Genomic DNA, 12,902 nt, shown 5'->3' on the forward strand with positions numbered 1-12,902 from the left:
CTGCACCACCCGCTGCCCGGCGGCGCCCCGCTACAGGGGCGTCGCCGCGTGCAGCAGGACAGCCAGCGTGAGCGCGGAGTTGGCGGACGACATCGCCGATACGGCCGTGCCGGCGGCGGCCGTCCACGCCGCCATGCCCACGGCGGTGAACGCGGACGGCCAGGTACGGGCCGTGGGCGCCGGGCCGAGCAGCGCTGCCACGCGGCGTGGCACCGGGCCGGGGGCGGCGAGACCGGCGAGCGTCGGGACAGGAGTGCCTCGGGAGACGAGCGCCGCCTTGCCGATCGCGCGGGCCACGATGCGACGGCTGCCGACCGTCTCGGCCGCTTCCTCGTCCGCCCAGCGCTCGGCCGCATAGGAGACGGCCTTGCGCAGCGGGTGCAGGAACGGGTTGGCCTGTGCCGCCAGGCGTACCGCGAGCAGATGGCGGTGGTGGCGGGCGGCGAGATGGGCGCGCTCATGGGCGAACAGGGCGCGGCGTTCGGCCGGTTCGAGGCAGGTCAGCATCGCCGTCGACACGACGACCCGGTCCTGTGACGCGGCCCCGCCGGGCAGCGCGTACGCATAGGGCTCCGCGTCGGGCAGGACGGCCACCTCGGTGCGCGGCAGCCCGGCCAGCGCCTGGTGAGCGCTGCGGGTCAGACGCCGGTGCCGCGCCAGGGTGACCGCGCACGCGGCGACCACCGCGAGCAGTGCCGGTACGGCTGCCCGGCCGGCGATCCCGTCGTACGGCACCGCCGCCCGCACCTCCGGGTCGGACCAGCCGTCGGGCAGCGGGTTGCCGGGCAGTTGGGCCGTGCCCACCACCATCAGCAGACCCAGGCACACGGTGCTGCACACGGCCATGACTCCTGCCAGTGCGGTCAGCAGCCGAGTGGCGGCCCTCGGGTGCAGATGCCGGTCGGCGAGGCGGGCGATCGGCCATGCCGTGAGCGGCAGGACCAGTGGAAGAAAGACGAACACCCCCATGAGGCTTCAGTTTTCCCCTTCTTCCTTCGCGCGACCCAGCAGTTCCCTCAGGAGGCGCTCGTCCCCTGGCTCCAGCGAGGTGACGAAGCTGGCGAGGACCGCTTCCCGGTCGCTCTCGCCGTCCAGCAGCCTGCGCATCTTGTGCGCGGCGAGTCCGGCATGGTCGGACACCGGCGTCCAGACGAAGGAACGGCCCGCTCGCTCACGGGTGACCACTCCCTTGGCCAGCAGCCGGGTCAGGATCGTGATCACCGTCGTGTAGGCCAGGCCGCCGCCGAGCCGCTCCTGCACCGAGCCGGCCGTCTGAGGGCCGTCCGCCTCCCGCAGAGCAGACAGGACCAGCCCTTCCAACTCGCCCTGTCCCCGGCGCGGGCGCCGCTGCCGCTGGTTCGTCACGCCTTCTCTCCCTTCCGCCGCACCGCGGTTCATGAGCGGTCCATCGTAGAGGCGGCCTCTATCTACAGGAGTGTAGAAGATAGGCTGTCGGAACGTTCCTCCGCGGCGCGCGACGAGTACGCCGCTGACGATGGAGAAGGAGAGCACCATGGGAGTTTCCCTGTCCAAAGGCGGCAACGTCTCGCTCAGCAAGGAGGCGCCGGGCCTCACGGCGGTTGTGGTCGGGCTCGGCTGGGACGTGCGCACCACCACGGGCACCGACTACGACCTCGACGCCTCCGCGCTGCTCCTGGACGCCTCGGGCAAGGTCCTGTCCGACCAGCACTTCGTCTTCTACAACAACCTGCGCAGCCCGGACGGCTCCGTCGAGCACACCGGCGACAACCTCACCGGTGAGGGCGAGGGCGACGACGAGAGCGTCAAGGTGAGCCTCGCCGCCGTACCGGCCGAGGTCGACAAGATCGTGTTCCCGGTCTCCATCCACGACGCCGAGAACCGCGGCCAGAGCTTCGGTCAGGTCCGCAACGCCTTCATACGGGTTGTGAACCAGGCGGGCGGCGCGGAGATCGCCCGCTACGACCTCTCCGAGGACGCCTCGACCGAGACCGCGATGGTCTTCGGCGAGCTCTACCGGAGCGGAGCCGAATGGAAGTTCCGCGCGGTCGGCCAGGGCTACGCCTCCGGCCTGGCCGGCATCGCCTCCGACTTCGGCGTCAACGTCTGACGCACCACGGGCACCGCCCGGCCGGCGCCCGCGGTGCGGGCCGGGAGGCGCCCGGAACCGGAATGTGGCCAGAATCGTTTACCTGATCCGCTCACCCTTGGAGGAGTACCGACCGTGTCCGCCAGCCCGACGGACCCCTCGGGGCACAGTCCCCGACCATCCCGCCAGGACTCTCCTGAGCACGGCACAGGGCGGGGTGGTGTTCTGTGAGTGCCGTGGAAGCCTGGCTCGGCGTTCTGGCCGTCCTGGTGCTGACCGCCGGTACCGGCTATTTCGTCGCCCAGGAGTTCGCGTACGTCTCCGCCGACCGGCTGGCCCTGTCCCGTGAGGCCGAGGCCGGTGACAGGAAAGCCGCCCGAGCCCTGAAGGTGCTGGAGCGGCTGTCGTTCATGCTGTCCGGCGCCCAGCTCGGCATCACCGTCACCGGCCTGGTCGTCGGCTTCATCGCCGAACCGTCCGTGTCCGCCCTGCTCAAGCCCGTGCTGACCGGCATCGGCATCCCCGAGGGCGTGGTCGGCGGCGTCTCGGTCGTCCTCGCCTTCGTGGGCGCAACGGTCGTGCAGATGGTGCTGGGCGAGCTGGCGCCGAAGAACCTCGCGATCGCGGTGCCGGAACGCCTGGCCAAGTCGCTGGCGGGATCGACCCTGACCTATCTCAAGGCCGTCGGACCGGTCGTGCACATCTTCGACGGCGCCGCCAACCGGCTGCTGCGCAAGGCCGGCATCGAGCCCGTCGAGGAACTGCACCACGGCGCCACCCTGGAGGAGCTCGGCCATCTGATCGGTGAGTCCCATGAGCAGGGCGAGCTGCCCAAGGACACCGCTGTTCTCATCGACCATGCGCTGGAGTTCTCCGAGCGCACCCTGGACGAGGTCATGGTCCCGCGCGTGGACGCCGTCTTCGTCCGCAAGGACGCCACCGCGGCCGACGCCGTCGGCCTGATCGGCACACACGGCCACTCGAACTACCCGGTCCTCGGTGACCACCCCGACGACGTGTCCGGCGTGCTGGGCGTGCGCGAGCTGATGCGACTGCCCGCCGACGCGCTCACCGACACCCCCGCGGGTGCCGTCGCCCGACGTCCGCTGCTGCTGCCCGACACCCTGCCGCTGCCGGAGGCCGTGGAGCAGATGCGCGCGGCCGACGACGAGTTCGCGGTCGTCCTCGACGAGCACGGCGGCGTGGCCGGCATCGTCACCTACGAGGACATCGCCGAGGAACTGGTCGGTGACATCGCCGACGAGACCGACAAGGTCATCGAGGTGGCCGTGTCTGACGGCGAGGGCTGGCTGGTGGACGCCGGCCGCCGCCTCGACGAGGTCGCCGAGGCCACCGGCATCGAACTGCCCGAGGAAGAGGACTACGACACCGTGGCCGGTCTGATCGTGGACCGCCTCGGCCGCTTCCCGGCCGTCGGTGACCGGCTCACCGTCGACCTCGCCGACGGGGGTCGCGCCCTGATCGACGTACGCACCCTCGACCGACACGTACCGGAGCGGGTCCGCATCCAGCAGACGGCGGAGGAGCCGGCATGAGCTTCCCGATGGCGCTCTTCGTCACCGTACTGCTGCTGATCGGCAGCGGCTTCTTCGTCGCCGCCGAGTTCGCGCTCGTCGCCGCCAAACGGCACCGCGTGGAGAAGGCGGCCGCCGAAGGCCGCGGCGGCGCGAAAGCGGCGCTCGCCGGGATGCGGGAGCTGTCGCTGATGCTGGCGGGCGCCCAACTCGGCATCACCGTCTGCACCCTGGGCCTGGGCTCGGTCTCCAAGCCCGCCATCTCCCATGAACTCGACCCGCTGCTGCACAAGTTGGGCCTGCCCAGCGCCGTCAGCTACGGCATCGCCTTCGCCGTGGCCATGATCGTGGTCGTGTTCCTGCACATGGTGGTCGGCGAAATGGCCCCCAAGTCCTGGGCCATCGCCCACCCCGAGCGCTCCGCGATGCTGCTCTCGCCCCCGTTCCGGGCCGTGGTCAAGGTCGTACGACCACTGATCGGCGTCCTCAACCGGATCAGCAACGCACTCGTACGACTGTGCCGGGTGACCCCGCGTGACGAGCTGGCCTCGGTCCACAACCGCGAGCAACTCACGCATCTCGTCGAGGAGTCCGAGCGGCTCGGGCTGATCAGCGAGACCGACTCGGAGCTGCTCACCCGCTCGCTCGTCGAGCCCGAGACACCCGTCGTCGACCTCCAGATCCCGGCCGCCCGGATCACCTCGGTCGCCGGGGACGCCGGCATCGAGGAGATCCTTCGGGTGGCCGACGCCGACGACCGCACCCGGCTGCTGGTCCGTGACGGGGACACCGTCGTCGGCTCGGTGCACGCCCGCGACGCCCTCGTGGCCCGCGCGCGGGGCCGTACCGCCGTCGCCCGGGCACTGGCGCGACCGGTGCCGGAGCTGGCGGAGGAGACCACGGTCGGGGACGCGATCGAGGTGCTGCGCGGACGCCGTGCCTCACTGGCCGTCGTGCGGGACGGGTCCGGTCGCCTGACGGGCATGGTGACGCTGGACGACCTGCTCGCCCGCTATCTGCAGCCGCAGTCGGCCTGATCGTCTGCATCGGTGGCGTCCGGGCAGGGGCTCGGGGCGCCACCGGGGGTCAGGTGCGCGTCGGGGGCTCGTCCTGTTCCTTGAGCGCCTTCGCCTCGCTCTTGAAGATCCGGGCGGCCTTGCCCGCCGAACGCGTCAGCTCGGGCAGTTTCTTGATGCCGAGGACCACCACCACGACGAGAAGGATCAGGGCCAGTTCACTCATGCCGAACATCAGGGCTGCTCTCCCGGCGAGGCGATAGTGTCTACAGTGCTGTAGAAGTCTCTCCTGAATGTGATCGTTCAACAAGCCCGCCTTCCAGCCGCGTTGGCCGGCGGGGCTGCTCCCTTCACAAGTCACCCCCTTGGCTAGGCGGTGTCGCGGAGTCGCTTCCGCAGCAGGGCGGCGCCGGATTCGGCGAGCCAGTCCGCGAGCGTACGCAGTCCGGGATGGATGACCCGCAGCGCCTCGATGTCGGCGTGCCAGCGTGATCCGGCCGCCCAGCGTTCCCACGCCTGGGCGATCTCGGGGTTGAGGGCGGTCGCCTCGGTGTGGGTGATCTGCTCGTAGCGCATGGCGACACCCGTGGCCTCGCTGATCGCGGCGACCGCCGCGGCCGGGGTAGGTGCGTCGCCGGCCAGCTCCAGGCTCCGTCCCGCGAACCGGTCAGGCTGGTCGAAGGCCAGCGCCGCGAACTCGGCGATGTCCTCCACCGCGATGATCTGGGCAGGCTCGTCCGGCGGGAAGATGTGCCGGTGCATACCGCCGGTGATGCCGTCGATGCCGATGGCCGTCGACCCGAGATAGTTCGACATGAACCGCACGGGGCGCAGCACGGTCACCGACCGGATCCGCTCCCGCAGATGGTCCTCTACGCGCTTCTTCACCTCGGAGCCTCCCGGACGGCCCGGCGTGGACGCGACCCCCGTGAACACGACGTGCCCGACTCCCACCAGGGCCGCGGCGTCGGCCAGTGCCCGCCCACGGGCGAACTCCCGCTTCGTGTCGAGCCCGGTCGGCCCGACCGCCACGGGCGGTACGGCGAACAGTGCCGCTGCTCCCTCCAGCGCCGCGGGCAGACTCGACGGGTCGTCGAGGTCGCCGCGCACGAGCTGCGCTCCCGCGGCCTCAAGCGTCTTGGCGGCGGGGGCGGTCGTGTCCCGCACGAGAGCTCGCACCGGCCTGCCGGCCGCCAGGAGCCGGTGCGCGGTGGCGCCGCCCTGCCGACCGGTCGCACCGGTCACAACGACCAAGCGGTCTGTGGTCATGTCGTCCTCCACCCGGGATGGTCGGTGGGTGCGGTGCGGTTGGGCCCGGGATCGATGTGGAATGCTCCACCCGGTTGAGTGGCACGGACAAGGGATTACGTGACATGACGGCAGCTCCCCAGGACGCCGGCCGGGCCGATGCCCGCCGTAACCGCCGGAAGGTGCTCGCCGCCGCATCGAAGGCGTTCGACGAGCACGGCCTGGACGTCTCGCTCGGCGCGATCGCACGACAGGCGGGGGTCGGCGCCGGCACGGTGTACCGGCACTTCCCCAGCAAGGAGATCCTGCTGGAGGCCGTCCTCGCCCAGCAGGTCGACGACCTGGTGGAGACCGCTCGCCGGTGGGCGGCCCGTACCGATCCTGCCGGGGCATTCTTCGGCTTCCTTCTGGACGTCGTCGAGACGTCCCACGGCCGCAAGCACGCATGCGACGCCCTGACCGCGCAGACGAGCTGGCCCCGGCCGAGCCTGGCCGCATCGGCGCGACGGTTCCGCCAGGCACTTGAGCACCTGCTCCGCGCAGCTCAGCAGGCCGGCGAGGTCCGCACCGACGTCAGCACCGACGATGTCGCGGCCCTCACGGTCGGGTGCGCGACGATGCGGGCCGCCCACCGCGACCGCAACGGCGGCACCCGCATGGTGCGGCTCGCGCTGGAGAGCCTGCGGACTCCCTCCTCCGTCACGCAAGGGACGGGCTTTCGTGACAGCCCCGGCGCGCTTCACACAGCGCCGCGGTGCGAGGAGTGCGGGACCCGGATCGAGGCCCGGTCCACCGGCCGCCCGGCGCGCTACTGCGGGGCGACCTGCCGACAGCGAGCACATCGCCAACGCATCAGCACGGCAGCCCTTCCCAGCGGAGAACCTCGGCCGTAGGACCGTCCTGCAACAACGGGACGGCCTCGGCGGTCGCCCGTGCGGCGCATGGATGGCGGTCTCGTCAGTGACGGCGGAGCATGCTGGTGGGCGTACGAACGGCGGGAAGGGGCTGGGATGCGGTGGCGGGCCGGATGTTGCTCCATCGTCGCGGTGACGCTCCTGGCCGCGTGCGGCACGTCCGGCGAGGGTGGAGCGACAGCGAGCGGTGCCTCGTCGAGCCCCTCCACGACGCCTCCGGCCGGCACGCCGTCTCCCTCGGCCACGGACTGTGCCGCGGGCCGGACGGAGGTCACGGTCGCGCCGGGTGACCCGGGCCGGCGGCAGTTGTGCGTGCGGCCCGGAACGGTGATCTCGCTCGTTCTGAAGCCCCGTACGGACGACAAGCGGTGGACGGCCGCGCGGAGTTCGGCGCCGGTCCTCGTCCTGCTGTCGGGATGGCGGGTGGACGCGGACGGCACCGCGCACGCCTCGCTGCGGTGCGCGGGCACCCGGGGTGGCAGCGCCAAGGTCACCGCTTCGGCGAAGGCACCGGATGTCGCGGGTGCGGCACGCGTCGCGTTCACGCTGGACGTCGACGTGGTCCGGTACCCGCAGGAGGGGTGACCCCGAGAGCCGGGATCACCCCTGCGTTCACCCTCGTGTGTGCGTCAGCCGCAGTCGCGCACCTTGAAGGTATGGATGCCGCGTCCGTGGGTGGCCGCGTACAGGGTGCCGCCGTCCGGGCTCAGCTTCAGCTGGAGCACGGCGACGGCCGGGAGTGATCCGACCCGCTGCCACTTGGTGCGCCCGGGGGCGCGGTAGACGACGCCGAGGTCGGTGGCGACGGCGAGGCCGCCGTTCGGTGTGACGACCGCGGAGTTGGCCGGCACGTCGGGCAGGTCGGCGGAGATGTCCTTCCAGGTGGTGCCGCCGTCGGTGGACTCGAAGACGTGGCCGACGCCGGCGCCGGGCCCCTCGGTCCAGTGCCGGGAGAAGCCGTTGACGGCGAGGTAGACGTGGGCGGAGTTCTTCGGGTCGATGGCGAACCCGCTGAGGTAGCGGTTGGGCACGGTGCCGTCGACGGGCAGGGTGATGTCGTGCCAGCCGGTGCCGTCCGCGTTGCCGACGGAGATGCCACGGGCGAAGCCCTGGTTGTTGCAGGGGCCGCACCAGGCCGCGTACACCTTGCCGCCGGAGGACGCGACGGCGGTCGCGGTGCGGCCGGCCCCCAGGTCGTGGACGCTCTTCCACTCGTCGCCGCTGCGGATGGCGTAGCCGTGGGTCTGCACCCACACGTGCCGACCGCCCGCGATCCACGTCGAGCTGTCCTTCAGGTCGGCCGCGAGCGGGGCGATGAAGCGGGCCTCGCCGGTGGCGTTGTCGGCCGGGGCCACGTCGTACGACGTGATCTTGCTGGGGTCGTCGATCCAGGAGCCGTCGTTGACCGCGCAGTTCTGGGTGACCTGGACGGCGAGGTAGACGTATTCCTCGGCGATGTTGCAGCCGTTGGCCGGGTCCGTGAGCGTGTCGCCGCCGTCACCGCCGAAGTTGGAGCCCATCACCTTGTCATTGCCGCGCAGGATGGACTGGCCGTTGTCCTGCAGGCCGCCGGTGACCGACAGGCCACCGAACGTCGGGTCCTTGCCGACGCCCACCGAGTAGTACTGGAGGGTGTCCATCGTGCCGTCGTTGAGCGAGGTCCAGTCCGTGGCGTGCCCGGAGGCGTCCTGGGAGCCGGTGAGAGGGCGCTTGTAGACGCCGCCGTCGTTGCCCACGTACACCCAGGTCCTGCCGTGGTGGCGGCCGATCGCGACGGCGTGCTGGTCGGGGTGGGTGGTCTGGTGGCAGTCGCCGGTCTGCTTGGCCGGGTCGATGCTCCAGCAGGGGAAGCCGAAGTTCCAGTACGGGCCGACGGCCGACCAGCTGCTGCCGCCGTCCTTGGTCTCGAAGACCTCCTCAAGGCCGGCGTACACGTGCTCGGGGTCGCTCGGGTCGACCGTGAGGAACTGGTTGTACCAAGCCTGCACGCCCGGCATGTAGCCGCTGTCGGTCAGTGCCGAGCCGCTCGCGGCAAGCCCCTTGTAGTCGGCGATCTTCGTCCAGGGGCCGGTGGGAGAGCCGGACTTGGAGACGAAGATGCCCTCCAGGGCGCTGTCGGGGTTGGTGTTCAGCTGCTCCGGGGACTGGTCGATGGCGTAGTAGCGGGAACCGTCGGCGGAGCGGGCGAACGTGACGTTGCCGACGCCGTCCGCGTCCGTGGGCAGGTCGCCGAAGCCGCTCGTGATCCGCGTCCAGACGCCGTTGACCTTGGTGTAGAAGCCGTTGTAGTCGTCACCGCTGCGCCAGCCGATCGCGAGCACGACCTTGCCGGGGTTCTTCGGGTCGATCGCGATGTCGTTGGCGATGTTCTTGTACGCGGCCGACTCGTCGTCGGCCTTCGAACCGCCCGGCAGATAGTCCGGATTGGGGGCGAACTCCAGTTTCCAGGCGCCGCTGAGCGTCTTGGTGGAATGGCTCCACACGCCGGCGCTGGTCGCCGCCCACACCTTGCCGCCGCCGAAGCGCAGTTGGTGGACGGTGGTGGACTCCAGTTCGTCGCCGCCGACGCGGGTGCGCGCGGAGAACGTGCCGTGGTGCGGGTCGGACAGGAGATAGACGCCGCTGCCGAGGTAGGCGTCCGCGTTGGTGGTCGCCTCGCCGGTGCCCAGCCACAGCCGACCGGCCCGGTCGAGTGCGAGCGCTCCGGTGGACTGCGAGGACAGCCGGTCGCTGATGGGCTGCCACCGCCCGCCACCCGTCCGCGACCGCCACACCCCGCCACCGGCGCTGCCCGCGTACACGTACCCGTCGTCGTCCGCCGCCATCGCGGCCGTCCGGCCGGTGACATAGCCCGCGCCGCCACTGGAGTTGGAGGCGAAGTCGCGGTACCGCGGGTCGTCGGAGTCGTACGGCCGGTCGGTCACATGTCGCCAACTGCCGCCGGTGCCCGGCAGTTTGGTCAGGCTCGTCCAGGCGGCGCCGTAGGCGCCCGGCGCGACGACACCGGGTGAGGTGCGGGCTTCGGCGTACTGGGCCGCGCCCTCCGCTATCTCGTCCGCCTCGTTGCCGTCGTCGTCCTCCGCCGCCAGGCTGGGGCTCATGGCACCCACCGACTGCTCCCGCTCGGCGGCGAGTTGAGCCAGGGTACGCGCCCCGAAGGGACTGCTGTCTCCGCCGGGCGCCGCGCCGGCGGGTATCGCGACCAGCGTCGCGGATGCCGTGATGGCACAGACCGTGAGCCATCGTCTCTTACGGGTTGATGCTGACACCAGGTCCTCCGAAAACGGGTGGTTGTACAGCCGTCGTGGAGAACCCGACCACCGGCGACAGAGAACGTCCGGCATTTGACAAGCCTTTGACCGGAACCTGCCACAAGCCCGTGCCAGGAACGGACACCTGCGATGAGGAGCGCTGCCCGCAAAGCCCCCTGGATCGTTGCCCGCCCCGCGCAGGCGGCGATCGCGGTGGCCACCGTGGCGGACGTGTTCCGCGCGGCGACGGTCCGGGATCGCTACCTGCGCCCCACGGACGCGTCCCTGCACGCCTGGATCGTCATCGAGCGCATCACGGCGTTGCAGAGCGCCGCGCTGGGTGCCACCGACCCGGGCGCGGCTCTGGCCCAGAGGTGAGGCCGGTGTCTCTCATTTGCCGAACCCCGCCGTCAGTCCGCCGATGAGCTGGCGGCGGCCGAGGACGTAGAGGACGAGGATCGGCAGCGTGGACAGGACCACCGCGGCCAGGATCGCGGGGACGTTGATGGTGAACTCGCCTTGGAAGCTCCACACGAAGAGGGGCAGGACGCGCTTGTCGGGGCTCTGGGTCAGGATCAGCGGGAAGAGGAAGCCGTTCCAGACGTTCAGCGCGTCGTAGATCGTGACCGTGATCAAGGCCGGGCGTGACAGGGGCAGCGCCAGGCTCAGCAGCATCCGCCAGTGCCCGGCGCCGTCGGCGCGCATCGACTCGTAGAGCTCGTCGGGGATGTCCCGCAGGAAGTTGACCAGGATGATCACCGTGAGCGGGATGGCGAAGGCGGCCGAGGGGAGCACGATCGCGGGCAGGGTGTCGTACATCTGCGCCTTGGCGATCAGGTAGTACACGGGGATGATCGTGGCCTGCAGGGGGATGGCGAGCCCCAGCAGGAAGACGCTGAAGGCCCAGCGCAGGGCCCGGCTGGTGCCGCGGACGATGGCGTAGGCGGCCAGGAAGGACACCACCAGGGTCAGCAGCGTCGCGCCGGCGGTGACCAGGGTGCTGTTGAGGAGGTAGTGGGTGAAGCCGCTCTCCCAGACCAGGCGGTAGTTGTCGAGGGTGGGGCTGGTCGGCAGGGCGAGCGGGTTGGCGTCGAAGAAGCCTTCTCGGGTGCGCAGGCTGGTGACGAGGACCCAGTAGACCGGGACGAGGACGACTGACGAGGGCCCCATCGACCTGGACCCGCCCGCGCACCGGGCCATCGCCCGTGAACTGGCCGAACAGAGCATCGTGCTGCTGGACAACCGCCACGGACACCTCCCGCTGGCCGCGGACACCGGCTCCATCGCCCTCATCGGCCCGTGCGCCGACGATGCCAACGCCTTCTTCGGCTGCTACTCCTTCCCCAACCACGTCCTGCCCCACCACCCCGGCCACGACAACGGCATCGAGGCCCGCACACTGCTGGACGCCCTGGCCACGGAACTGCCCGGCACCCTCATCGCCTACGAACAGGGCTGCCCCGTCAAGGACGTCGACCGCGGCGGCATCGACGCGGCCGTGGCGGCGGCCCGGCAGGCGGACGTCTGCGTCGCGGTGGTCGGGGACCGTGCCGCCCTCTTCGGCCTCGGCACCTCCGGCGAGGGCTGCGACGTGGAGGACCTGTCGCTGCCGGGGGTCCAGGACGAACTCGTCGAGGCCCTGCTCGCCACCGGTACACCGGTCGTCCTGCTCGTCGTCTCCGGCCGCCCGTACGCGCTCGGCGCCTACACCGACCGCGCCGCCGCCGTCATCCAGGCCTTCTTCCCCGGCGAGGAAGGCGGCCCGGCGCTCGCCGGGGTGCTCTCCGGACGGCTCACCCCCTCCGGCAAGCTGCCGGTGCAGATCCCGCGGACTCCGGGCGGCCAGCCCGGCACGTATCTGCACGCCCCGCTCGGCGGCAACACCCAGGGCGTGAGCAACCTCGACCCCACCCCGGCCTACCCCTTCGGACACGGACTGTCGTACACGACGTTCACCTACCATGGGTTCGAGGTGAGCGCCGCGGAGATCGCCACCGACGGTGAGGTCGAGATCAGTTGCCTGGTCCGCAACACCGGTGACCGCCCCGGCTCCGAGGTCGTTCAGCTCTACACCGCGGATCCGGTCGCCCAACTGCCGCGCCCGGTGACCCAGTTGACCGGCTTCGTCCGAGTCCGCCTGGCGCCCGGCGAAGAACGCAGGGTCACCTTCCGCCTGCACGCCGACCGTCTCGCCTACACCGGCCCCGATCATCACCGCATCGTCGAACCGGGCGAGATCACCGTGCGACTCGGCGCCTCCAGCACCGACATCCGGCTGAGCGGCGGCATCCGACTCACCGGCCCGGTCCGCCGGGTCGGACACACCCGAGTCCTGCACACACCGACGTACATCACCTGAACCGTCGCCTGTGCCGCCGCGTCGGATCAGGCTCGGGCAGCAAGTCGCTTGCCGAGCGTTCTGTCGATGGCGATCCGCGTGAACCAGCCGAGGCCCGCGGTGAAAAGCGGTGGCCATACGACCGGCCCGAAGGAGTAGACGACCACTACCGCCAGCGGTATCCACACGCGATGCACCGCCTGATAGAGGAGGCCCGGTGGGCGGACCCCCGCCAGCCGGGCCAGGTCGGGCAGCGCGAAGAACACCAGCGCGGCAACTGTCGTCGCAAGGCCGTACTTGACACTCTCGAAGCCCGCGAAGGCGATCAGGAACAGCGCCAGAACACCCCAACCCACTGTCCGCACCCATCCGTTGCCACTTTGAGCGCCTTCGCTTGTCATGGCCCCAGCGTAGTCGCGAGGCCATGCCCCTCAGGCGTCCCGGGATTGCGTGGGTTCGACTACCTTTCCACCTCCCGAAATCGACCGCCACGAGCGTGCGGTTGTGATGAACTCGCGAAAATTTGACGGGG

At 70.9% G+C, this 12,902-nt stretch carries 14 protein-coding genes; 7 read left to right on the forward strand and 7 right to left on the reverse strand.

Features of this window, described 5'->3' with window-relative positions; all coding sequences use genetic code 11:
- Window positions 1–30: 30 nt before the first annotated feature.
- On the reverse strand, window positions 31–969 hold the full coding sequence (locus tag ACFUO4_RS01710; RefSeq protein WP_383478705.1) for a M56 family metallopeptidase: 939 nt from the start codon (window positions 967–969) through the stop codon (window positions 31–33).
- Window positions 970–975: 6 nt separating this feature from the next.
- A complete protein-coding gene (locus ACFUO4_RS01715) occupies window positions 976–1,398 on the reverse strand; it encodes a BlaI/MecI/CopY family transcriptional regulator (protein WP_079309171.1) in 423 nt (140 codons plus the stop codon).
- Between the two features lie 115 nt (window positions 1,399–1,513).
- On the opposite strand from ACFUO4_RS01715, the gene ACFUO4_RS01720 reads away from it, so the two are divergent.
- The 3 genes from ACFUO4_RS01720 (at window position 1,514) to ACFUO4_RS01730 (ending at window position 4,640) form a co-directional block, all read left to right on the forward strand.
- Window positions 1,514–2,089: a TerD family protein gene (locus tag ACFUO4_RS01720; RefSeq protein ID WP_383478708.1), complete on the forward strand. Its 576-nt coding sequence runs from the start codon at window positions 1,514–1,516 to the stop codon at window positions 2,087–2,089.
- A gap of 206 nt (window positions 2,090–2,295) precedes the next feature.
- Window positions 2,296–3,624, forward strand: a complete 1,329-nt coding sequence (locus ACFUO4_RS01725) for a hemolysin family protein (RefSeq protein WP_383478711.1) — start codon at window positions 2,296–2,298, stop codon at window positions 3,622–3,624.
- Window positions 3,621–4,640 carry a hemolysin family protein gene (locus ACFUO4_RS01730; RefSeq protein WP_383478713.1) on the forward strand — a complete coding sequence of 340 codons (1,020 nt, stop codon included), beginning with the start codon at window positions 3,621–3,623 and terminating at the stop codon, window positions 4,638–4,640. Before ACFUO4_RS01725 ends, ACFUO4_RS01730 begins: the two co-directional genes overlap by 4 nt.
- 49 nt (window positions 4,641–4,689) lie before the next feature.
- On the opposite strand, the gene ACFUO4_RS01735 is transcribed toward ACFUO4_RS01730, so the two are convergent.
- Together ACFUO4_RS01735 and ACFUO4_RS01740 are read right to left on the reverse strand one after the other, a co-directional pair.
- Window positions 4,690–4,854 (reverse strand): twin-arginine translocase TatA/TatE family subunit, encoded by a 165-nt coding sequence (locus tag ACFUO4_RS01735; RefSeq protein ID WP_059190718.1) that lies wholly within the window; start codon window positions 4,852–4,854, stop codon window positions 4,690–4,692.
- A gap of 134 nt (window positions 4,855–4,988) precedes the next feature.
- On the reverse strand, window positions 4,989–5,888 hold the full coding sequence (locus tag ACFUO4_RS01740; RefSeq protein WP_383478717.1) for an NmrA family NAD(P)-binding protein: 900 nt from the start codon (window positions 5,886–5,888) through the stop codon (window positions 4,989–4,991).
- A gap of 104 nt (window positions 5,889–5,992) precedes the next feature.
- Here ACFUO4_RS01740 and ACFUO4_RS01745 point away from each other — a divergent pair, with 104 nt between their 5' ends.
- Together ACFUO4_RS01745 and ACFUO4_RS01750 are read left to right on the forward strand one after the other, a co-directional pair.
- On the forward strand, window positions 5,993–6,760 hold the full coding sequence (locus ACFUO4_RS01745) for a TetR family transcriptional regulator (protein ID WP_383478720.1): 768 nt from the start codon (window positions 5,993–5,995) through the stop codon (window positions 6,758–6,760).
- A gap of 348 nt (window positions 6,761–7,108) precedes the next feature.
- Window positions 7,109–7,366, forward strand: coding sequence for an acetyl-CoA synthetase (locus ACFUO4_RS01750; protein WP_383478723.1), 258 nt, complete (start codon window positions 7,109–7,111; stop codon window positions 7,364–7,366).
- A gap of 44 nt (window positions 7,367–7,410) precedes the next feature.
- Here the strand turns inward: ACFUO4_RS01750 and ACFUO4_RS01755 are convergent, their stop codons facing one another.
- A complete protein-coding gene (locus tag ACFUO4_RS01755) occupies window positions 7,411–10,050 on the reverse strand; it encodes a glycosyl hydrolase (RefSeq protein WP_383478726.1) in 2,640 nt (879 codons plus the stop codon).
- 132 nt (window positions 10,051–10,182) lie between these two features.
- Between ACFUO4_RS01755 and ACFUO4_RS01760 the strand changes: the two genes are divergently transcribed.
- Window positions 10,183–10,410: a hypothetical protein gene (locus ACFUO4_RS01760; protein ID WP_383478729.1), complete on the forward strand. Its 228-nt coding sequence runs from the start codon at window positions 10,183–10,185 to the stop codon at window positions 10,408–10,410.
- A 12-nt stretch (window positions 10,411–10,422) separates the two neighbouring features.
- On the opposite strand, the gene ACFUO4_RS01765 is transcribed toward ACFUO4_RS01760, so the two are convergent.
- Window positions 10,423–11,202: a carbohydrate ABC transporter permease gene (locus ACFUO4_RS01765; protein WP_383478732.1), complete on the reverse strand. Its 780-nt coding sequence runs from the start codon at window positions 11,200–11,202 to the stop codon at window positions 10,423–10,425.
- A 58-nt stretch (window positions 11,203–11,260) separates the two neighbouring features.
- Here ACFUO4_RS01765 and ACFUO4_RS01770 point away from each other — a divergent pair, with 58 nt between their 5' ends.
- Entirely contained in the window at window positions 11,261–12,391 is a 1,131-nt protein-coding gene (locus ACFUO4_RS01770) for a glycoside hydrolase family 3 C-terminal domain-containing protein (RefSeq protein WP_383478734.1), read from the forward strand.
- Between the two features lie 26 nt (window positions 12,392–12,417).
- Here ACFUO4_RS01770 and ACFUO4_RS01775 read toward each other — a convergent pair whose 3' ends face one another.
- Window positions 12,418–12,771, reverse strand: a complete 354-nt coding sequence (locus tag ACFUO4_RS01775; protein ID WP_383478737.1) for a DUF4260 domain-containing protein — start codon at window positions 12,769–12,771, stop codon at window positions 12,418–12,420.
- Window positions 12,772–12,902: the final 131 nt, after the last annotated feature.

Source organism: Streptomyces sp. NPDC057280 (assembly GCF_042668605.1).
GTDB lineage: Bacteria > Actinomycetota > Actinomycetes > Streptomycetales > Streptomycetaceae > Streptomyces.